The sequence below is a fragment of the Enterococcus sp. GC34 genome, assembly GCF_040886645.1.
Lineage (GTDB): Bacteria > Bacillota > Bacilli > Lactobacillales > Enterococcaceae > Enterococcus > Enterococcus faecalis.
In genome coordinates, this window is sequence record NZ_JBFOEF010000001.1 from 29791 (window position 1) to 49912 (window position 20122).

Consider the following 20122-nt stretch of genomic DNA (forward strand, 5'->3'; position numbering starts at 1 on the left):
ATATTCACTATGAGTAAAATTATTGGTATTGACTTAGGAACAACAAACTCAGCTGTCGCAGTACTAGAAGGCGGCGAAGCAAAAATTATTGCAAACCCAGAAGGTAACCGCACAACTCCTTCGGTCGTTTCATTCAAAAACGGTGAAATTCAAGTGGGCGAAGTAGCAAAACGTCAAGCTGTTACAAATCCTAACACGATTTCATCTATTAAACGTCACATGGGTGAAGCTGGCTACAAAGTTGATGTTGAAGGAAAATCATATACACCACAAGAAGTTTCTGCAATGATCTTACAATATTTAAAAGGTTTTGCTGAAGATTATTTAGGTGAAAAAGTTGAAAAAGCAGTTATTACAGTTCCTGCATATTTCAACGATGCGCAACGTCAAGCAACAAAAGATGCTGGTAAAATTGCTGGCTTAGAAGTAGAACGGATCGTTAACGAACCAACAGCAGCAGCTTTAGCTTATGGCTTAGATAAAACAGACAAAGATGAAAAAATTCTTGTCTTTGACCTTGGTGGTGGTACATTCGACGTGTCAATCCTTGAATTAGGCGATGGCGTTTTCGATGTATTATCAACAGCCGGTGATAACAACCTAGGTGGGGATGACTTTGATAATAAAATCATTGACTACATGGTTGCAGAATTTAAAAAAGAAAATGGCATTGACTTAGCTAACGATAAAATGGCGTTACAACGTTTGAAAGATGCTGCTGAAAAAGCGAAAAAAGACTTATCAGGTGTAACAAGCACACAAATCAGCTTGCCATTTATTACTGCTGGCGAAGCAGGACCATTGCACTTAGAAATGAACTTAACTCGTGCAAAATTTGATGAATTAACAAGTGATTTAGTTGAACGTACAAAAGTACCAGTACGTCAAGCCTTAAAAGATGCTGGATTAAATCCTTCTGAAATCGACGAAGTTATCCTAGTTGGTGGTTCAACACGTATTCCAGCTGTAGTTGAAGCTGTTCGCAAAGAAACAAACAAAGAACCAAACAAATCAGTTAACCCTGACGAAGTAGTAGCAATGGGTGCTGCTATCCAAGGTGGCGTAATCACTGGTGATGTTAAAGACGTTGTCTTATTAGACGTAACACCGTTGTCATTAGGTATTGAAACAATGGGTGGCGTATTTACAAAATTAATTGATCGTAACACTACGATTCCAACAAGTAAATCACAAGTTTTCTCAACTGCTGCTGACAATCAACCAGCTGTTGATATTCACGTTTTACAAGGTGAACGTCCAATGGCTGCTGATAATAAAACATTAGGTCGTTTCCAATTAACAGATATTCCTGCGGCTCCTCGTGGTGTGCCACAAATTGAAGTAAGCTTTGACATTGATAAAAATGGGATTGTAAATGTTCGTGCGAAAGACTTAGGCACTCAAAAAGAACAAACAATCACGATTAAATCTTCTTCAGGTTTATCTGATGATGAAATCGAACGTATGGTGAAAGATGCTGAAGCAAACGCTGAAGCAGATAAACAACGTAAAGAAGAAGTTGACTTACGTAACGATGCAGATGCTTTATTATTCACTGTTGATAAAACATTGAAAGAATTAGAAGGCAAAGTAGACGCTGAAGAAGTGAAAAAAGCAGAAGATGCGCGTGATGAATTAAAAGCAGCCATCGAAGCAAACGATATCGAACAAATGAAAGCAAAACGTGATTCATTGAATGAAATCGTCCAAAACTTAACAGTAAAACTTTACGAACAAGCTGCGCAACAACAAGCACAAGAAAATCCTGAAGCTGCTCAAGGTGGCGCTGATGATGTTGTTGATGCTGATTTTGAAGAAGTAAATGGTGATGACAAATAATCAATAACAATTGATTTTAGGGACTGGATCATTAGTACAATGACTAATGTCCCAGTCCCTTGTCTTTTGTGAGAAAATCAACCACAATCAAGTTAGCAAGAAACTATTTAGGTTTTGAAAGAACTGTGGTATGATTACAACGATGTTAAACAAGCTGAAAATACCTATTCACAGCTAGTAACACTGATTCAAGGTGTGACAGATAATCCAACCAGAGAGACCGAAAGCAATCGATGAATTTGGCTGGTTCTAAACACATTGTAAAGTTTGAAGAAAGTTGGAGGGAAGTCAATGGCGACGAAAAGAGATTATTATGAAGTGCTAGGATTAGCAAAAGGTGCTTCAGATGATGAAATTAAAAAAGCATACCGCAAACTTTCCAAAAAGTACCATCCAGATATTAACAAAGAAGCCGATGCGGAAGAAAAATTTAAAGAAGTTTCTGAAGCGTATGAAGTATTAAGTGATCCACAGAAAAAAGCGGCCTATGACCAATATGGCCATGCAGGAACTGATCCTAATTACGGTGGCGGCGCTGGTGGCTTTGGCGGTTTCGGTGGCGGTGGATTTAGCAGTAGTGGTTTTGGTGGATTCGAAGATATTTTCGATTCATTCTTTGGCGGCGGCGGTGGCCGTTCTGTTGATCCAAATGCACCAAGACAAGGCGCCGATTTACAATATACAATTCAATTGAAATTTGAAGAAGCTATTTTCGGTGTCGAAAAAGAGATTAAGTACAATCGAGAAGATACTTGTGCAACCTGTGGCGGTAATGGCGCCAAACCAGGCACACACCCAGAAACTTGTCATAAATGTCATGGCTCTGGAACAATCAATGTTGAACGTCAAACGCCATTAGGTCGTATGATGAGTCGTCAAACTTGTGATGTGTGTCATGGCACAGGGAAAGAAATTAAAGAACCATGTCCAACTTGTCATGGCACAGGTCATGAGAAAAAAGCACATACTGTCAAAGTAAATGTGCCTGCTGGAGTAGAAGACGGCCAACAAATGCGCTTAGCTAACCAAGGAGAAGCGGGTACCAATGGTGGACCATATGGTGATTTATATGTAGTCTTTCGTGTTGAAGATAGTGACATTTTCGACCGAGATGGCGCAGAAATCTACTATGATTTACCAGTAAGTTTCGTCCAAGCGGCTCTAGGGGACGAAGTAACTGTACCAACTGTTCATGGTGACGTGAAATTAAAAATTCCGGCTGGAACACAAACTGGCACAAACTTCCGCTTAAGAGGCAAAGGTGCGCCACGTTTACGTGGTGGGGGCAATGGTGATCAACACGTGAAAGTGAAATTAATAACACCAAAAAATCTTAATGAAGAACAAAAGGATGCCCTACGAGCTTTTGCAAAAGCTGGCGGACAAAATGTAACCGAACAACAAGAAGAAGGCTTCTTTGATAAAATGAAAGATGCGTTTGGCGGTAAGAAGAAAAAATAAAAGAGACAACCCAGTAAGTCATGAATATTTCGTGGCTTGCTGGGTTTATTTTTCCTTTACATTTGAATAAAGTTATATTACGATGAGAAAAAAAGGTGAATATTATGGTGCTAGATATTGGTAAAAATATCCAGATGTTGAGGTGTAAAAAAGGATTATCTAGAGAATCCCTCTGTGAAGATGAAAGTAAACTTTCTGTCAGGCAATTAACTAGAATAGAAAATGAAAACGCAAACACTACGATTAGTGTATTAAACTTTATAGCGAAGCAATTTTAGGATGTAGCATGTTTCAAAAAAAAAATTTTATTCATGCATAGAAGCAGTAGGTTTGAAACAATTTCAACAAGTACATGTAAGAGAATATGGTGAATTCATGTTTGATTTTATCCGTTCGCAAGAGATTAATAAAAATGAATCTTTAGAGGACTGTATAGAATGTAAGTTTTTACCTGTTTGTGAGGGGGTTGCTATTATAAGAGATTCAGTAAAACGTTTAAATGCCCTAAAAATTCATTTGAGAGTAATTCTATCCCTCTAGTGCATGAATTTTCAGAAAGGATGTATCTTAATGGAAGAAGTGATTAAATGTCAGAACCTCACTAAAAAATTTGGACAAGAACTCATTTTTGAAGATTTATCTTTTGCAATTAATAAAGGAGAAATTTTTGTGATTCTTGGTAAGAATGGCGCAGGTAAATCAACCTTGATTAAAATTCTGTTGGGAATGATCTATGCGACCAAGGGAGAAGTAAAATATGCTGGAATTAAAAAAAATAATTCTGCTCAGCTATATAGCAAAATGGGAGCAGTTTTGGAATCAGTAGACAATATCTACCCTTTTTTATCCGGGATAGAAAATATTCGTTATTTTCTAAGTTTATCTGGAAAATCATACAAGAAGGAAAAACAAAAAGTTCATCAATGGGTCCAACGCTTTCAGTTGCAACAAGCTATTCACAAACCGGCAGGAGCTTATTCACGAGGTATGCAACAAAAATTAGCCATTATTTGTGCGTTAGTTAAAGAAACAGATATTTTATTTTTAGATGAACCAACCTTAGGTTTAGATTTTCAGTCAAATAAAGAAATTATGGCAATTATTGAAGAATTAGCGCACCAAGAGCAAAAAACAATTGTCTTAACCTCCCATCAAGCGGATGTTTTAGAAACCTTGTCAGATCGAGTCTTGTTGTTAAATAACGGTAAGCAATTATATTATGGTAGCTATTCGACCTTTATAAAACAATTTGAATCTGATATGTATGAAATAGTTTTTAATTTTTTAGGAGAACCCTCAAAAGAAATAATTCTTGAAGGAGAGGAAACAGCACAGCTAGAACTACAAAATTTAATCAAACAAGGGTACCAAATTAATAGATTTGAAAAACGTAAGAAAAACATTGAAGAAATTTTAAGGGAGGTTTATCATGAAAATTCTACAAGCATTCGTTGGTGAACTTCGTAAATATTTATTTGAAATTAAAATGTATTACCCTGACCAAATTGTGAGTACAGTGATTACGATTTTTATTTTTATTGGTATGGGATTAATGAGCGGAAACACGTCGGAAAGCTCTTTTTATATTGGATTTGTCTATTGGTTTTTATTAAGTAGTTTAATTGGCGAAGCCTCAGTTTCAACTTCTAGTGAAAAACAAATGGGTGTTTTGGAACAATTAATGATTCAACCAATCGGTTTGAAAAAACTAATTTTAATTCGTTCGAGTATTTGGGGTGTCGTTAATTTAGTGAAAGTTCTTGTAGCACTTATTATTTTAAAAGTGATTTTAAATTTAACTTTAGGCTTCCATATGCTCTTGGTTCCTATTTTTTTTATTGCAAGTCTCGGAATTCTTGGGTTTACGATGCTTTTGTGTGGCCTAACGTTAAAGTTTACTAAAACAGCTTCTTTTGAGTCGATTATTTCATATGGAATAATGATTTTATCAGGTGCGATTTTTCCTCTGGGATTATTACCTAATTGGCTTCAAAAAATAGGTCAATTACTACCTATTACTAAAGGAATCAAAATTAGTCAAACCTTGATTCAAGGTGAAGCAATTTCTAGTGGAGAATATCTATTATTTATTATTATTTCTGTTAGTTATCTGACTTTAGGAATTTTAGCGTTTGATAGTATTTATGACAAGAGTAAATCTGCAGGTGTAGATCGTAGATATTAACAGAATAAGCTGACTCTCTTAAAAGTTTATTGAAAAGTAAACTTTTAAGAGCTTTTTTATTTCCAAACATTTTACGAGAATATTTTAAAATTTAGCGTATACTTAATATAAGCAAGTTAGGAGGGCTTATTTATGAAACCATATGTTTATGTAATCAGTGATATTCATGGACAAGCAGATTTGTTTGATGCCTTACTCACAGACTATGACCCAGTCGAGCATCAGCTAGTTTTAATTGGTGATTTAAACGACCGTGGTCCGCATTCTAAAGCCTGTTTTCTCAAAGGAAAAGAACTTGTCGAGCAACACGGCGCTGTTTATTTACGAGGCAATCATGAAGAATATTTTTTGCAGTTTCTTCAAAATCCAGAGGACTGGTTTGCAGGATATGTTCGCAATGGTGGCAAGGAAACAATTGAAAGTCTCTTGCATCCAGGAGCTACTGCAGAATACTCACCAACAGAAATGGCCTTAATGATCCGTAGTCGCTATCCAGAGTTAATTGATTTTTTAACAAAACGACCACTTTATTTTGAATGGCAGCATTACTTATTTGTGCATGCTGGGGTTGATTTAACGATGGAAGATTGGCGGAAAACGGCACCTAAGGATTTTTTGTGGATTCGCGAACCCTTTCATCAAGGGAAAAATAATACAGGCAAGACCATTGTTTTTGGGCATACCATTACTCCGATGTTACATGGTGATATGCAGACCACGGACCTTTGGCAAAGTGATGGAAAAATTGGGATAGATGGTGGTGCTATTTTTGGCGGCTCTGTGCATGGTGTGATTTTTAATGAAAAAGGCATTGTCCAAGATATCGAATATCAAAAACGCACCCCTGTGTGGCAACCAGAATTTTGATTCCTTAATCGCACGAATCAGTTACCTCACTTCTATATTTAGAAGCAAAAATATGCTAAAATAGATAAGTATGCATAAGAAAAGAGGTATCTAGTTAATGGCAGAAGCTTATAACGAAGAAGTAGTAGCGCTACTTCAAAAAGAATTGACAACGTATCGTTCAAAACAAATAACAACGGTTTTAACTTTATTAAATGAAGGAAATACAGTTCCTTTTATTGCCCGTTACCGGAAAGAAATGACTGGAAGTTTAGATGAAGTCCAAATCCGTGAAATAGAAGAACGTTATCATTATTTACAAAACTTGAAAAAGCGGAAAGAAGAAGTTCTCCGATTAATTGAAGAGCAAGGAAAACTAACAAAAGAACTCAAAACAGATATTCAAAAAGCAGTAAAAATGCAACAAGTGGAAGATTTGTATCGACCATATAAACAAAAACGTCGGACCAAAGCGACTATCGCGAAAGAAAAAGGGTTGGAACCATTAGCAGATTGGTTGCTCTCTTTACCTGAAAACGCGGATATCTTAGCCAAAGCGGCTACTTTTATTAATGAAGAAAAAGAAGTTGCAACCGCCGAGATAGCCTTGCAAGGTGCTCATGAAATTTTAGCAGAACGTATTAGCGATGAACCAAAATACCGAACATGGTTACGTGATTATATGGTTAAACATGCGCAATACGTTAGCGTAGTTAAGGATGAAGAAAAAGACGAAAAGCGGACCTATGAAATGTATTACGATTTTGCAGAACCAGTTAGCAAAATGGTGCCGCACCGTGTCTTAGCAACGAATCGTGGTGAAAAAGAAGACATTTTAAAGGTTTCCCTTGTCGCTGATGAAATAAAAATTAATGATTATTTCCAACGTCAACTAATCGACAAACAAGCAACAAGTTTAGCTGCTCCATACATTGAGGCTGCTTATTTAGATAGCTATAAACGATTCATTGGACCAGCGATTGAACGGGAGATTCGCAATGAATTAACAGAAAAAGCTGATGAACAAGCGATTGCAATTTTCGGTGAAAATTTACGTAATTTATTATTACAGTCACCACTTAAAGGAAAAGTTGTTCTAGGATTTGACCCGGCTTATCGGACAGGTTGTAAATTAGCAGTTGTCGATGAAACGGGTAAAGTTTTAGCAATTCAAGTGATTTATCCACATAAACCAGCGACTGCTGCGAAACGTGAAGCCGCTGGTCCAGCCTTTAAAAAAATCATTGAAGACTATCAAGTGGACATGGTAGCTATTGGAAACGGAACGGCAAGTCGTGAATCTGAATTGTTTGTGGCAGAGCAATTAAAAGCGGTGAAGCGTGACGTCTTTTACGTGATTGTTAATGAAGCAGGGGCTTCCGTTTACTCTGCGAGTGAAGTGGCTCGTAAAGAGTTTCCTGATTTACAAGTCGAAGAACGAAGTGCGGTCAGCATTGCACGTCGTTTACAAGATCCGTTGGCAGAATTAGTAAAAATTGATCCCAAAGCAGTCGGGGTCGGTCAATATCAGCATGACGTATCACAAAAACGTCTTGCCGAGCAATTGGATTTTGTTGTGGAAACTGCAGTAAACCAAGTTGGTGTTGATGTGAATACAGCGAGTGCTCAACTTTTACAACATATTTCTGGCTTAAATAAAACAACGGCGCAAAACTTAGTCACTTATCGTGATGAAAATGGTGTCTTCACAGCACGAAATCAAGTCAAAAAAGTACCTCGTTTAGGACCAAAAGCATTTGAACAAGCAATTGGCTTTTTACGAATTCCTAATGGCAAAAATGTGTTAGATAACACTGGCATTCACCCAGAAAGTTATCCAGTAGCACAAGCAATTTTAGAAAAAGCAGAGATTGCTTCTAAAGAATTAGGGACAGCAGAAGCTATCGAAAAATTGAAACAGTTACCAGTGAATCAATTAGCTACTGAGTTAGAAGTAGGTTCAGAAACACTCACAGATATTATTGCTAGTTTAATCCAACCAGGTCGTGATATGCGCGATGAGATGTCAGCGCCACTTTTACGTAAAGACGTGTTGACGATGGAAGATTTGAAACCAGGAATGGAAATGCAAGGGACTGTTCGAAACGTAATTGACTTTGGTGCGTTTGTCGATATTGGTGTGAAGCAAGATGGCTTAGTCCACATTTCTAAGTTAAGTCCTAAATTTGTTAAGCACCCAACGGATATTGTTGCGGTGGGTGATGTAGTCACCGTTTGGGTAGAAGATGTTGACTTGAAAAAGGGGCGTATTAGTTTAACCATGTTGCCTCGTGCTGATAGAAAAGAGTAACAATGAAAGAGTCTCAACCAGTCTTGATGACAGATCAAGCGCTTCAAACGCTAGTGGAAAAAATTTCAATCGTATTTTTTCAGAAACCTTTTCTGCATCAAGCTACATTTAATCGGCGGTTAAAAACTACGGGCGGTCGCTATCATTTAGCTTCGCATCATCTGGATTTTAATCCAACTGTCTTTTTAAAGTATGGACAAGAGGAACTGGAAAAAGTCATTAAGCATGAGTTATGTCACTATCATTTACATTTAGCTGGCAAAGGCTATCAGCATAAAGATAAGGACTTTAAAGAGTTATTGGCTAAGACTGGCGGTGCCCGTTACGCACCGCCTCTGGTAGAACGGAAAAAAGCAGTTTTCCATCAGTACCAATGTCAGTCTTGTGGAGAAGTGATCCTCAGAAAACGACGAATTGATACGACACGATATGTCTGCGGAAAATGTCATGGGCGTTTGTCCTGGCAAGCGAAAAAAGAACAAATCTAACGATTCTGGTCTTTGTTATCTTGACAAAGACCAGTAATTATTTTAGGATAAATAAGTGCTCTTAAAATGCAGATGTGTTGGAATTGGCAGACAAGCATGATTGAGGGTCATGTGGACAGATGTCCGTGTGGGTTCGAGTCCCATCATCTGCATCGACTAGTATAACAAGAGGTCGGGACAGAAGTGTTTAACTCCGAGAAATAAGAAGGAGTTGCTTCTGTTCCCGCCGTTTATCAGTTTTTGAGCGTGGAGCAAAAATCCAAAGTGATTTTTGTCCCACGCTCTTGTTTATTACGGAAAAACCATCAATTTTTTATTAAATTCTGATATTTATTATTGCTTTTTCATTATAGTTGGCGTAACTTTAGAGTATAAATTTGTGAAGCGAGGGAGTCCGTGTGAGAAATTTTAAAAAATCCGATAAATTAAATAACGTAAGTTACGATGTCCGTGGTCCTGTTTTAGAAGAAGCAGAACGCATGCAAGAAGAGGGCATACGTATTTTGAAATTAAATACAGGGAATCCAGCGCCATTTGGTTTTGATGCCCCAAATGAAATTGTGCGCGACATGATTGTGAATGTTCGCGATTCAGAAGGTTATTCCGATTCAAAAGGTATTTTTTCTGCAAGAAAAGCGATTGAACAATATTGCCAATTAAAAAAATTTCCTAATGTAACGATTAATGATATTTACACTGGTAATGGCGTGAGTGAACTAATTACCATGTGTATGCAAGGCTTGTTAAATAACGGCGATGAAGTACTTGTGCCAATGCCAGACTATCCTTTATGGACTGCTTCTGTTTCTTTGGCGGGCGGTACACCTGTTCATTATATTTGTGATGAGCAAGCAGAATGGTATCCAGACATTGATGATATAAAATCAAAAATAACTTCGAATACAAAAGCAATCGTTATTATAAATCCAAATAATCCGACTGGTGCTTTATATCCGAAAGAGTTATTACTAGAAATTGTCGAAGTGGCACGTCAAAATGATTTAATTATTTACTCCGATGAAATTTATGATCGTTTGGTCATGGACGGTTTGGTTCATGTACCGATTGCTACATTAGCACCTGATTTATTTGTTGTAACATTGAATGGTTTGTCAAAATCACATCGAGTGGCAGGCTTCCGATGCGGTTGGATGGTGTTAAGTGGAGATAAATCACGAGTAAAAGGGTATATCGAAGGGCTAAATATGCTTGCTTCCATGCGGTTATGCTCAAATGTGTTGTCACAACAAATCATTCAAACCGCATTAGGTGGCTATCAAAGTGTCGATGATTTACTTTTGCCAGGTGGCAGAATTTACGAACAACGAGAATTTATTTACAATGCAATAAATGATATTCCTGGTTTATCAGCCGTGAAGCCTAAAGCAGCTTTCTATATTTTCCCGAAAATTGATACGGCCAAATTTGACATTTATGATGATGAAAAATTTGTTTTAGATTTCTTACACAAACATCATATTTTATTAGTCCATGGTGGTGGGTTCAACTGGCAACAACCCGATCACTTCCGTATTGTTTATTTACCGAAGATGGAAGACTTAAAAACTACGGCAGATAAAATGCGTGAATTTTTAAGTACCTACAAACAAAAATAAAAGAACTACAAAAAAATAGCCTCTAACGAAGCTATTTTTTTGTAGTTCTTGTTTTATCAACAATACTATTCTGCAGTTTCACATGCTTTTTTACTAATAATCATTCGGTTGGTATATTTTTCTTCCATATCAGGACTAGGATTTGCTACTACGATGAGATAAGAATTTTCATACTCCTTCTCCACAAAGCCTGAATAATTTGTTTTTTCCCAAATGAAGTGAACCTTTTTCTCTTCGGCCATACAATAACACTCCTTTTTAATAAAAATGAACCTATTTATTTTCTAAGAAAACCTTAGATAATGTTCTTGCAGTATATTATGCAATAAAGTACAATAAAAGCATAATGCGAATTCGCATATTTTGACAAAATCCCCATTTTGCAAGGAAAATGGCCGATATAAATAGGAGCTATTGTGATGAATTCTTTAGGTGCAGTTATTAAAGAAATTAGAAAAAATAGAAAATTGACACAGAAAATGTTATCAGAAGACATCTGTTCGCAAAGTGTTTTAAGTCGCATTGAAAACAATGAAGAGTTGCCAAACGTCCTCGTAATGCAACAACTTTGTGATCGTTTAGGTGTGACTGTTGACCAGATTATGCGTTATAAATCTGGTGATGTGCACGTTGTTACGTATTCATTTGAAAAAATGGCTGAATATTTTCGCCATAAAAAATATCAATTATTATTAAATTATTTAAAGGAAAATCGTATTGAAGAACAATTGTATTTAGATACGGACTGGCAAAAATATTATTATTATTTAGGTAGTTGTGAATTGTTTGTTCTAAATGATTATGAAAAAGCTATTGCTAGCTTGCGTAAAGGGTTATCTTTCACCTATAAAGCCGATAAGTTAAATGTTTCTGATTTAGAGATTCAATTAATTAGTTGTCTAGGTGCCACTTATGGTTACATGGGCAATCGAGTAGAAGCAGAGCGATTTTTAAGTTTGAGTATTCATTATTTTAATCAATTGCCAAATGAACGCAGTAATGCAGAGTTAACGAAAATATTTTTTAATTATGCTGATTTCTTATTTAAAAATTATACAGAAAAAGATGCCGAAATTTATGTGGATCAAGGAATTACTTGGGCCCGCAAAAAAAATAGTTATTATTATTTAAGTGAATTATTAAATCTAAAATATTTAGTTTTAATGAGAAAGAATAAACACGAAGAAGCAGAACGTTATTTAAACTTAGCACAACAAATGAAAAATGTGGAAAGTGGCAATCTTTAAAAAATCCTCAGAATTGCTTAAAAGGTCTACACCATTTCTTGACTTTTGTACTGATTAAGAGTACTTTTGAAGTAAGTAAAATAAAGAAAGAAGGATGAAGATGAAAACATTTATCTTTGCAGACAAGTTCTTTTTAAAAAGCGATGTTAAAGGACCTGGTTATTTAGAAATCACGGATGGTATCTTTGGTAATTATACAAAAGATGAACCGCAAGGGGACGTAAAAATTATTCGTGAGGAAGGCAAATGGATTGCCCCAGGTTTAGTGGATACTCATATTCATGGTTACATGAATCATGACGTAATGGATAACGATGCAGAAGGCATTAAAGTGATGTCTGAAGGCTTATTATCTTGTGGTGTAACTTCATTTTTACCAACAACGTTAACGTCAAGTAAAGAACGTTTAACAGACGTTGCACGTACGATTGGTCAAGTCTACCAAGAAGTACCTGGTGCAAAAATTCAAGGGATTTACTTTGAAGGACCTTTCTTTACTGAAGAACATAAAGGCGCACAAAATCCAAGTTATTTTGGAGATCCAGACCTTGATACATTCCACGAATGGCAAGAAGCTTCAGGCGGAATTATTAAGAAAATTGCGTTGGCACCAGAACGTAATGGGGTGAAAGAATTTGTTGAAACCGTTACAGATGAAGGTGTCGTTGTTGCTTTAGGCCATAGTAATGCGACCTTAGAAGAAGCTGATGTGGCAGTTGAAGCAGGCGCTAGCGTTTTTGTTCATGCATATAATGGGATGCGTGGCTTAAATCACCGTGAACCAGGGATGGTTGGTGCATTGTTAACGTTACAACACGTTTTCTCTGAATTAATTTGTGATGGACACCATGTACATCCGCAAGCGGCTGAAGTATTGATGGAAAAAGCGGGCCATGATCACGTTGCGTTAATTACAGACTGCATGATGGCTGGCGGTATGCCAGATGGCAACTACAATTTAGGTGAATTTCCTGTTGTGGTAGCAGAAGGAACGGCTCGTTTGGATACTGGGAACTTAGCAGGTAGTATTTTAAAACTAAAAGAAGCAATTAAAAATGTAGTTGATTGGGGTATTGCAACACCTGCACAAGCAATTATGATGGCTTCATTAGTTCCTGCGATTAGCTGTAAAATTGATGATCAATGCGGCATGATTGCAAATGGTCGCGATGCTGACTTTATCGTATTAGAACCAACCATGGAATTAGCAGCCACTTATTTAGATGGCGTAGAACGTTATCGAGCATAAGACACAAGAAAAAGCTTGCGGAAATTTATCCGCAAGCTTTTTTTATAATTCTTTTGGTAAAATCGCAGAAGTGATTTCTTTGTTCTCGTAGGCAATAAAAAAATCGATTAATTGCTTGTCAAATTGCTCAATATCCTCTTTGTAAAGGGAGCTAGGAATCACAAAGGTTTGCTCTAGAGTGCCTGCTAGATAATCGCCATCTAAACTTTGGGCGACAACTAAAAAGTCTTGTTCGCGCCAATGTTCCACATCTGTTTCAGAAATGGTTTCTGGAGAGGCTAAAAATTTACAATTTTCGACAAACTGTTCATCAATTTCTTCACTGAAGGTTAATTCAGCATCCTCTTCTTGAGGTTGAGAGAGGATTGCTTGCAAAAATGTTTGTGGTTTTGCATCGGGTAATGTTTCTTTTAGCTGTTCAAAATCCAATGAAAGTTCCTCCTTATTGTTTGTTTAAAATAGTTACTGAAAAATCAATGGGTGAATTTGTTTTAAGGCTTTTGGCTTCTAAGATGATTTTTTCAGCCAACAAATCGTTTCCGTTATATACAGGTGTCACGCGATAGCGAACGGTTTCGCCGCGATCAAGAGCTGCCCGAATCTGATTTTCATATTTCGTCATATAAGGAGTGTTGACAGGATTCTGATACAAGGTGGTTAAGTTACGTGGATCATCACCACTGCCTCCCATTTGACGGCCGATTAGGTGGCCACGCGAATGATTAGCTTTTCCTGAAATGAAACCAGCTGGTCGAATATCTTTATTAGCGGAAGTGCCTGTATTGACCATGGCGGGTTTTAATAGCGCATCAGCGCCTGTCGCTCGTTTTAGACGATCTAGTGAATGATAAGTAATCCAGCCGTTTGAGCTATCCTTTAATTCCTCTGCTGAAAATGTGGCTTTACCATTTTCAATGGGTCCAGGATTATCTCCTTTTGGTGCTGGTGTGCTTGAGGGGGTGGTTGTTTGTGGTTGAACATTAAATAAATCTTGTAAAGCATCAGGAACTTTAACGCCAACCGCGCCTAAAATTAAAATGATTAATGCGCCAATCAGCATGATGGTTGAATTAAATGGTGGTTTCTTCTTTCTGTTTGCCATAACGTGCTCCTCTAATTTTATACTTGCAATAGTCCAAATTTAAGTGGACCATCTTTTCTATTATACGTAAATTTGCTAAAAAATCAAAAAAGGCTTTTCTTTGAAAGACTTGTTTTCTCAGATATGTTACTATTTTAATGTAGAAGGGAAGGGATAGTGGATGGCCTATATTGAAGTCAAAAATGAATACAAGCGTTACCAAATGGGAGAGACAACTATTACTGCGAATGACGGCATTTCTTTTGAAGTGGAAAAAGGAGAAGTAGCGGTTATTTTAGGCCCCAGCGGTGCTGGAAAATCAACTGTTTTAAATATTCTTGGTGGAATGGACAGCTGTGATGAAGGGGAAATTATTATTGATGGCACAGATATCGCTCAGTTTTCAGAGAAACAATTAACCACTTATCGACGCAATGATGTCGGGTTTGTTTTCCAATTTTACAATTTAGTCCCAAATTTAACGGCAAAAGAAAATGTCGAATTGGCTTCGCAAATCGTTGCGGATGCGTTGGATTCGACCAATGTTTTACAATCGGTGGGTTTAGGGGAACGTTTAGATAATTTTCCAGCGCAACTTTCTGGTGGTGAACAACAACGAGTAACCATCGCCCGTGCGATTGCTAAAAAGCCAAAGTTACTTTTATGTGATGAACCGACAGGAGCGCTGGATTATGAAACAGGGAAACAAATTTTAACCATTTTGCAAAACACTGCTCGTGAAACTGGAACGACCGTCTTAATTATTACCCACAATTCAGCCATTGCAGAAATGGCCGATCGGGTAATTCGAATTAATGATGCAAAAGTTCGCGAAATGACTGTGAATGATCAGCCTAAATTGGTTGCTGAAATTGAATGGTAGGTGCCTAAAATGAAGAAAACAGCGCTAATTAAAACAAGCTTACGTGAAATTAGACAATCTACTACACGGTTTTTATCGATTATGGGGATTATTTTCCTTGGTGTAATGGTCTTTGTTGGTTTGAAAGCTACTGGACCAGATATGATTAAAACCGCGAATAATTATTACCAGAAAGAGCAGCTTCCAGATGCGCGAATAATTTCTACAATGGGACTGGAAAAGAAAGATTTAACAACACTACAGTCTTTAAAAGATGTCGAAACAGTTGTGCCGCGGTATACAATAGATGCCACGATTGGGCCGCAAAATAATGCAGTAAAATTGTTTGGTTATCGAAAAAATCAAGCAGGATCGCTTAACTATCAAGTAGTTGACGGTCGGTTACCTAAACAAACAAATGAAATTGCATTAGATACATTAGCGAAAACTAGATATGACTATAAAATGGGTGATAAAATCACTTTAAACGATGCAGCGATTAAAGAAAAAGGGCTGACACAAACTCATTTTACTGTTGTTGGATTTATCAATTCACCAGAATATATTGATAATACATCCAGGGGAACCACAACGGTCGGGTCTGGAACGTTAAACTTTTTTGGCGTGGTCTCGGAAAAAGCCTTTGACAGTCAACGGTATCCAGAATTGCTAATCTCATTTCGTTCATTAAAACATCAAAATACGTATTCCTCTGATTATGAAAAGAAAAGAGAGCAGGCCTTAAATCAGGTAAAAGAGGCACTGAAAAATCGGCCAGAAGAACAGGTTGCGGCTCTGCGTGATTCGGCTCAGCCGGACATTAACCAAGGTCGGCAAGCGCTGGAAACGGGAAAACAAGCGCTTGCGCAGTTGGAGCAACAACCAGGAATTCCAGCTGAGATGCTTGAAAAGCAAAAAGACGAATTGGCTAAACAGGAACAACTGTTGGCTGAAAAAGAAACAGAGCTAGCCAATTTGAAAGCCCCAACGTATTATTATTTTACCAGGGAAGACAATCCAGGATTTTCTGAATATCAAGATAACGCTGATCGGATTTCTTCTTTAGCCACGCTATTCCCGTTGTTCTTTTTCCTAATTGCGGCATTAGTCAGCTTAACTACCATGACACGTATGGTGGAAGAAAAAAGAATGGAAATTGGTAGTTTGAAAGCTTTAGGTTATCGTAATCGTGAAATTGCTTCGATTTTTATTACCTATGCAACGGTTGCTAGCCTAACAGGTGCATTATTAGGATTGGCAGTTGGCTATTATCTATTCCCTAAAATAATTTTTGATGCCTACGGTCAAATGTACAATATTCCTGATTTAGTTACACCGTGGTACTTAAATTACAGTTTATGGGGCATCATTGTAGCCTTAGCTTGTACTGTGGGAGCGGCCTTAGTGACATTAAGAATCGATTTATTAAGTACCCCAGCTACCTTGCTAAGACCCAAAGCGCCGAAAGCAGGCCAACGGATTTTACTAGAACGAATCCGCCCTTTATGGCAACGCATGAGCTTTATTCAAAAAGTGACCGCTAGAAATCTGTTCCGCTATAAACGACGGATGCTGATGACCGTTATCGGAATAGCTGGTTGTATGGGGCTGTTAATTGTTGGTTTTGGTTTACGCGATTCAATTGTGGATGTCGCTACAATTCAATTTAATAAAATCTGGCATTACCAAGCAGTCGTGACTTTTAAAGAGCAAACAACACCTGAAGAGACAAAAGAGTATCAAGAAACGTTGCGCAAACTGGATGGTTTGAATAAAACAATTCCATTATATTCAGAAATCTTTAAAACGAAGGGCCAAGGCGCACCAACTCAAAATATTACTCTTTATGTGCCACAAGATCCTTCGAAAATGGCTGATTTTCAGTTATTTAATGATCGAGTCACTGGAGAAAAATATTCCCTCAACGATGACGGTGTAATCATTAATGAAAAATTAGCTAAATTATTCGGCTATAAAGTCGGAGATCAATTAAATTTAGAAAATAGTGATAATCAAACCTATCACGTGAAAATTGCCGCGATTGCAGAAAACTACACGGGTCATTTTGTCTATATGACGCCGAAACTCTACCAGACGATGATGAAACAGAAGCCGGAGTATAATACAGAATTCCTACTTTTTGACAAAAAGTTATCCTCAAAACAAGAAACCTCAATCGGAGAGGCGTTGACAAAACAGCCGAAAGTGTTGAACATTACGTTTTTAACTGCGATGAAAGGTTCGTTTGATGATATGCTGAAAAGCCTTGATATTGTCATTTGGGTACTAATTGCTGTTTCTGGTTCTTTAGCGTTAATTGTGTTATACAATTTAACCAACATTAATGTTTCTGAACGGATTCGAGAACTTTCCACGATTAAGGTTTTAGGGTTTTACGATCGTGAAGTCACCACCTATGTCTACCGAGAAAACATTATTTTAACGTTTATCGGTATTGTTGTTGGTTGCTTCTTTGGGAAAATTTTGCATCAGTATATTTTAGCAACCGTTGAAGTTGATTTAATTATGTTTTCGCCAATTATTCATTGGCCAAGTTATCTGTATTCCGCAGTCATCACCATGTGTTTCACGTTGTTTGTGATGGTCATTATGCATCGGAAATTGAAGAAAATCAATATGATTGAAGCGTTAAAATCAAATGAATAGCACATTTTAAAAACGAGGAGTCCGTAGAAGTTCGATAATTCTAGGACTGCTCGTTTATTGCTGCTTCTTTTATTAAGAAAAAATAGGTCTTAAGATGTATCTTTTGAGATTTATTTGGAAATTACTACTCTTTTTATTTAAAAATTGGTACACTATTACTAGGTTATAGCACAGAAAGGAGTGTGGGAAAAGTGTTAGAAGGTCTACCATTGGAAACGGTTTATTTTTATGCATTAGTGGGGAGCGCGGTCCTCGCTTTTTTACTAATTATTTTTGGGGATGTTTTTAATTTTGATGGACCGGTGGACCCAATGCTGATTATTCCATGGATTGCTTTTACCTCGCTGTTTGGGTACCTTGGGGAAGAATTAACAGCGGTGAATAGTTGGCTTATTTTAATTGTCAGTGGTATTCTTTCAACCATTATTGTTTTCTTCCTAAATTTTTATGTGTTGGTCCCTTTGAAAAATTCGGAGGCCACAATTTCTATTTCGGAAAAAGACATGGAGGGGCGTGTTGCTACTGTGATTACCCCAATTCCTGTCCAGGGAATGGGCGAGATTCAATTGAAGAGTGTCACAGGTTCGTTAAGTCGACCAGCAGCATTTTATGTGCCACAAGAAGTGGCTGCGCCAAGAGGTAGTGAGGTATTGATTATTGAATTGAAAGAACGGGTTTGTTATGTCATTCCTTACGAAGGCAGTCTAAAAATATAGATTAGGAGAGAAGAAAATGGGGATTTTGTTACCGATTATTATTGCAGTTTTAGTATTATTAATGTTATTAATTGTGTTTGTTTCTAAATATCAGACAGCCAAACCTGATGAAGCGTTAATTATCAGCGGGAGCTATCTAGGCTCTAAAAATGTTCATGTAGACGAAGGTGGCAACAAAATTAAAATCGTTCGTGGCGGTGGTGCGTTTGTCTTACCAGTGTTCCAACGCTCAAATCGAATTAGTTTGCTTTCAAGTAAATTAGATGTTTCTACACCAGAAGTGTACACAGAACAAGGGGTTCCTGTGATGTGTGATGGGACATCAATCATTAAAATTGGTTCGTCAGTTGAAGAAATTGCGACAGCAGCGGAACAATTTTTAGGAAAAACAACAGAAGAATTAGAAAATGAAGCACGTGAAGTATTAGAAGGACATTTACGTTCGATTTTAGGTTCAATGACAGTGGAAGAAATTTACCAAAATCGTGATAAATTTAGCCAAAGTGTACAAGAAGTTGCCAGTGTTGACTTAGCTAAAATGGGCTTAGTTATTGTGTCGTTCACAATTAAAGAAGTTCGTGATAAAAATGGATACTTGGATTCATTAGGGAAACCAAGAATCGCTCAAGTTAAACGTGATGCAGATATTGCTGAAGCAGAAGCCTTGAAAGAAACTCGTATCAAAAAAGCGGAAGCTGAAAAAGAATCACAACAAGCGGAATTGCAACGTCAAACAGAAATTGCAGAAGCTTCAAAAGAAAAAGAATTGAAATTAGCGTTATACAAACAAGAACAAGACATTGCCAAAGCCAAAGCAGACCAAGCCTATAACTTGGAAAGCGCGCGTGCACAACAACACGTGGTGGAACAAGAAATGGAAGTCAAAGTCGTTGAACGTCAAAAACAAATTGAGTTAGAAGAAAAAGAAATTACGCGTCGTGAAAAACAATACGACTCAGAAGTGAAGAAAAAAGCCGATGCAGATCGTTATGCACGTGAACAAGAAGCTCTTGCTCAAAAAGCACGTGAAGTGGCAGAAGCCGAAGCAGAACGCTTCAAAGTTGAAGCATTAGCCGAAGCGGAAGCCAACAAAACGCGTTTAACAGGTCAAGCGCAAGCCGAAGCTATTTTAGCTCGTGGTGCAGCGGAAGCCGAAGCCAAACAAAAGATTGCTGATGCCTTCAAAGAATATGGTGAAGCAGCTGTGTTAAGTATGGTGATGGAAATGTTGCCACAATTAATGAAAGAAGCAGCACAACCATTGGGCAACATCGACAAGATTTCAGTGGTAGATACAGGCGCAGGTGGCGAAAATTCTGGCGCCAACCGTATTACCAACTATGCAACAAATTTGTTGGCTGGTACACAAGAAACACTAAAAGAAACAACGGGCCTCGACGTGAAAGAGCTAATTGAAAACTTTTCTAAAAAAGGTACCTCAAATAGCGTGAACTATCATGCAACAGAAGGTTCAGAAAAAGAATAGAAATCAGTCTTTGAGGAGTAGCGAATCATTTCGTTACTCCTTAATGCTGCATTGAAACGATAAACGAG

19 protein-coding genes and 1 tRNA gene are annotated in these 20122 nt (G+C 37.4%); 17 read left to right on the forward strand and 3 right to left on the reverse strand.

The genetic code is table 11. The features are described 5' to 3' along the window. Nucleotides 1–9: 9 nt before the first annotated feature. The 11 genes from dnaK to AB3I72_RS00210 all read left to right on the forward strand — a co-directional run bounded on the left by dnaK (nucleotide 10) and on the right by AB3I72_RS00210 (nucleotide 10746). On the forward strand, nucleotides 10–1839 hold the full coding sequence (gene dnaK, locus AB3I72_RS00160; protein ID WP_002357825.1) for a molecular chaperone DnaK: 1830 nt from the start codon (nucleotides 10–12) through the stop codon (nucleotides 1837–1839). 114 nt (nucleotides 1840–1953) lie between these two features. Next, nucleotides 1954–2076 carry a hypothetical protein gene (locus AB3I72_RS00165; protein ID WP_002357824.1) on the forward strand — a complete coding sequence of 41 codons (123 nt, stop codon included), beginning with the start codon at nucleotides 1954–1956 and terminating at the stop codon, nucleotides 2074–2076. Nucleotides 2077–2130: 54 nt separating this feature from the next. Next, nucleotides 2131–3300, forward strand: coding sequence for a molecular chaperone DnaJ (dnaJ, locus tag AB3I72_RS00170; RefSeq protein ID WP_002357822.1), 1170 nt, complete (start codon nucleotides 2131–2133; stop codon nucleotides 3298–3300). Nucleotides 3301–3630: 330 nt separating this feature from the next. Continuing rightward, nucleotides 3631–3840, forward strand: a complete 210-nt coding sequence (locus AB3I72_RS00175; protein WP_368023383.1) for a hypothetical protein — start codon at nucleotides 3631–3633, stop codon at nucleotides 3838–3840. 30 nt (nucleotides 3841–3870) lie between these two features. Continuing rightward, entirely contained in the window at nucleotides 3871–4758 is an 888-nt protein-coding gene (locus tag AB3I72_RS00180; RefSeq protein ID WP_010775790.1) for an ABC transporter ATP-binding protein, read from the forward strand. Then, nucleotides 4730–5485 (forward strand): ABC transporter permease, encoded by a 756-nt coding sequence (locus AB3I72_RS00185; RefSeq protein WP_002388066.1) that lies wholly within the window; start codon nucleotides 4730–4732, stop codon nucleotides 5483–5485. The genes AB3I72_RS00180 and AB3I72_RS00185 overlap by 29 nt, the downstream gene beginning before the upstream one ends. Before the next feature lie 132 nt (nucleotides 5486–5617). Then, the gene (locus AB3I72_RS00190) at nucleotides 5618–6352 is read left to right on the forward strand and encodes a metallophosphoesterase family protein (RefSeq protein ID WP_368023385.1); all 735 of its coding nucleotides are present in this window, start codon (nucleotides 5618–5620) and stop codon (nucleotides 6350–6352) included. A 97-nt stretch (nucleotides 6353–6449) separates the two neighbouring features. After that, nucleotides 6450–8642, forward strand: a complete 2193-nt coding sequence (locus AB3I72_RS00195) for a Tex family protein (protein ID WP_368023386.1) — start codon at nucleotides 6450–6452, stop codon at nucleotides 8640–8642. Between the two features lie 26 nt (nucleotides 8643–8668). Continuing rightward, entirely contained in the window at nucleotides 8669–9130 is a 462-nt protein-coding gene (locus AB3I72_RS00200; protein WP_002365561.1) for a SprT family protein, read from the forward strand. 68 nt (nucleotides 9131–9198) lie between these two features. Then, nucleotides 9199–9282, forward strand: a tRNA-Leu gene (locus AB3I72_RS00205). 246 nt (nucleotides 9283–9528) lie between these two features. Further along, nucleotides 9529–10746, forward strand: coding sequence for a pyridoxal phosphate-dependent aminotransferase (locus AB3I72_RS00210; RefSeq protein ID WP_002357817.1), 1218 nt, complete (start codon nucleotides 9529–9531; stop codon nucleotides 10744–10746). 65 nt (nucleotides 10747–10811) lie between these two features. Here AB3I72_RS00210 and AB3I72_RS00215 read toward each other — a convergent pair whose 3' ends face one another. Further along, nucleotides 10812–10988: a hypothetical protein gene (locus tag AB3I72_RS00215; protein WP_002357816.1), complete on the reverse strand. Its 177-nt coding sequence runs from the start codon at nucleotides 10986–10988 to the stop codon at nucleotides 10812–10814. Between the two features lie 177 nt (nucleotides 10989–11165). Between AB3I72_RS00215 and AB3I72_RS00220 the strand changes: the two genes are divergently transcribed. Both AB3I72_RS00220 and nagA read left to right on the forward strand, forming a co-directional pair. Then, nucleotides 11166–11993, forward strand: coding sequence for a helix-turn-helix domain-containing protein (locus AB3I72_RS00220; protein WP_002381942.1), 828 nt, complete (start codon nucleotides 11166–11168; stop codon nucleotides 11991–11993). 100 nt (nucleotides 11994–12093) lie between these two features. Then, nucleotides 12094–13242 (forward strand): N-acetylglucosamine-6-phosphate deacetylase, encoded by a 1149-nt coding sequence (gene nagA / locus AB3I72_RS00225; protein WP_002357814.1) that lies wholly within the window; start codon nucleotides 12094–12096, stop codon nucleotides 13240–13242. A gap of 42 nt (nucleotides 13243–13284) precedes the next feature. Here nagA and AB3I72_RS00230 read toward each other — a convergent pair whose 3' ends face one another. Next, nucleotides 13285–13671: a hypothetical protein gene (locus AB3I72_RS00230; protein WP_002419803.1), complete on the reverse strand. Its 387-nt coding sequence runs from the start codon at nucleotides 13669–13671 to the stop codon at nucleotides 13285–13287. A gap of 13 nt (nucleotides 13672–13684) precedes the next feature. Then, nucleotides 13685–14344, reverse strand: a complete 660-nt coding sequence (locus AB3I72_RS00235; RefSeq protein ID WP_002363828.1) for a DNA/RNA non-specific endonuclease — start codon at nucleotides 14342–14344, stop codon at nucleotides 13685–13687. 160 nt (nucleotides 14345–14504) lie between these two features. Here AB3I72_RS00235 and AB3I72_RS00240 point away from each other — a divergent pair, with 160 nt between their 5' ends. The 4 genes from AB3I72_RS00240 to AB3I72_RS00255 all read left to right on the forward strand — a co-directional run bounded on the left by AB3I72_RS00240 (nucleotide 14505) and on the right by AB3I72_RS00255 (nucleotide 20054). Next, a complete protein-coding gene (locus AB3I72_RS00240; RefSeq protein ID WP_002363831.1) occupies nucleotides 14505–15206 on the forward strand; it encodes an ABC transporter ATP-binding protein in 702 nt (233 codons plus the stop codon). Between the two features lie 9 nt (nucleotides 15207–15215). Then, nucleotides 15216–17852, forward strand: a complete 2637-nt coding sequence (locus tag AB3I72_RS00245) for an FtsX-like permease family protein (RefSeq protein WP_368023387.1) — start codon at nucleotides 15216–15218, stop codon at nucleotides 17850–17852. Nucleotides 17853–18034: 182 nt separating this feature from the next. Next, nucleotides 18035–18568, forward strand: coding sequence for a hypothetical protein (locus tag AB3I72_RS00250; protein WP_002369505.1), 534 nt, complete (start codon nucleotides 18035–18037; stop codon nucleotides 18566–18568). Nucleotides 18569–18584: 16 nt separating this feature from the next. After that, complete coding sequence (locus tag AB3I72_RS00255) at nucleotides 18585–20054, forward strand: flotillin family protein (protein ID WP_002357808.1); 1470 nt, start codon at nucleotides 18585–18587, stop codon at nucleotides 20052–20054. Nucleotides 20055–20122: the final 68 nt, after the last annotated feature.

Excerpts from the sequence above, each read along its gene's own strand:
- dnaK (WP_002357825.1), top strand. The coding sequence starts at position 10 with ATGAGTAAAATTATTGGTATTGACTTAGGAACAACAAACTCAGCTGTC.
- AB3I72_RS00180 (WP_010775790.1), top strand. The coding sequence starts at position 3,871 with ATGGAAGAAGTGATTAAATGTCAGAACCTCACTAAAAAATTTGGACAA.
- AB3I72_RS00200 (WP_002365561.1), top strand. The coding sequence starts at position 8,669 with ATGACAGATCAAGCGCTTCAAACGCTAGTGGAAAAAATTTCAATCGTA.
- AB3I72_RS00190 (WP_368023385.1), top strand. The coding sequence starts at position 5,618 with ATGAAACCATATGTTTATGTAATCAGTGATATTCATGGACAAGCAGAT.
- AB3I72_RS00235 (WP_002363828.1), bottom strand. The coding sequence starts at position 14,344 with ATGGCAAACAGAAAGAAGAAACCACCATTTAATTCAACCATCATGCTG.
- AB3I72_RS00220 (WP_002381942.1), top strand. The coding sequence starts at position 11,166 with ATGAATTCTTTAGGTGCAGTTATTAAAGAAATTAGAAAAAATAGAAAA.
- AB3I72_RS00240 (WP_002363831.1), top strand. The coding sequence starts at position 14,505 with ATGGCCTATATTGAAGTCAAAAATGAATACAAGCGTTACCAAATGGGA.
- AB3I72_RS00245 (WP_368023387.1), top strand. The coding sequence starts at position 15,216 with ATGAAGAAAACAGCGCTAATTAAAACAAGCTTACGTGAAATTAGACAA.
- dnaJ (WP_002357822.1), top strand. The coding sequence starts at position 2,131 with ATGGCGACGAAAAGAGATTATTATGAAGTGCTAGGATTAGCAAAAGGT.
- AB3I72_RS00195 (WP_368023386.1), top strand. The coding sequence starts at position 6,450 with ATGGCAGAAGCTTATAACGAAGAAGTAGTAGCGCTACTTCAAAAAGAA.
- AB3I72_RS00185 (WP_002388066.1), top strand. The coding sequence starts at position 4,730 with ATGAAAATTCTACAAGCATTCGTTGGTGAACTTCGTAAATATTTATTT.
- AB3I72_RS00255 (WP_002357808.1), top strand. The coding sequence starts at position 18,585 with ATGGGGATTTTGTTACCGATTATTATTGCAGTTTTAGTATTATTAATG.
- nagA (WP_002357814.1), top strand. The coding sequence starts at position 12,094 with ATGAAAACATTTATCTTTGCAGACAAGTTCTTTTTAAAAAGCGATGTT.
- AB3I72_RS00215 (WP_002357816.1), bottom strand. The coding sequence starts at position 10,988 with ATGGCCGAAGAGAAAAAGGTTCACTTCATTTGGGAAAAAACAAATTAT.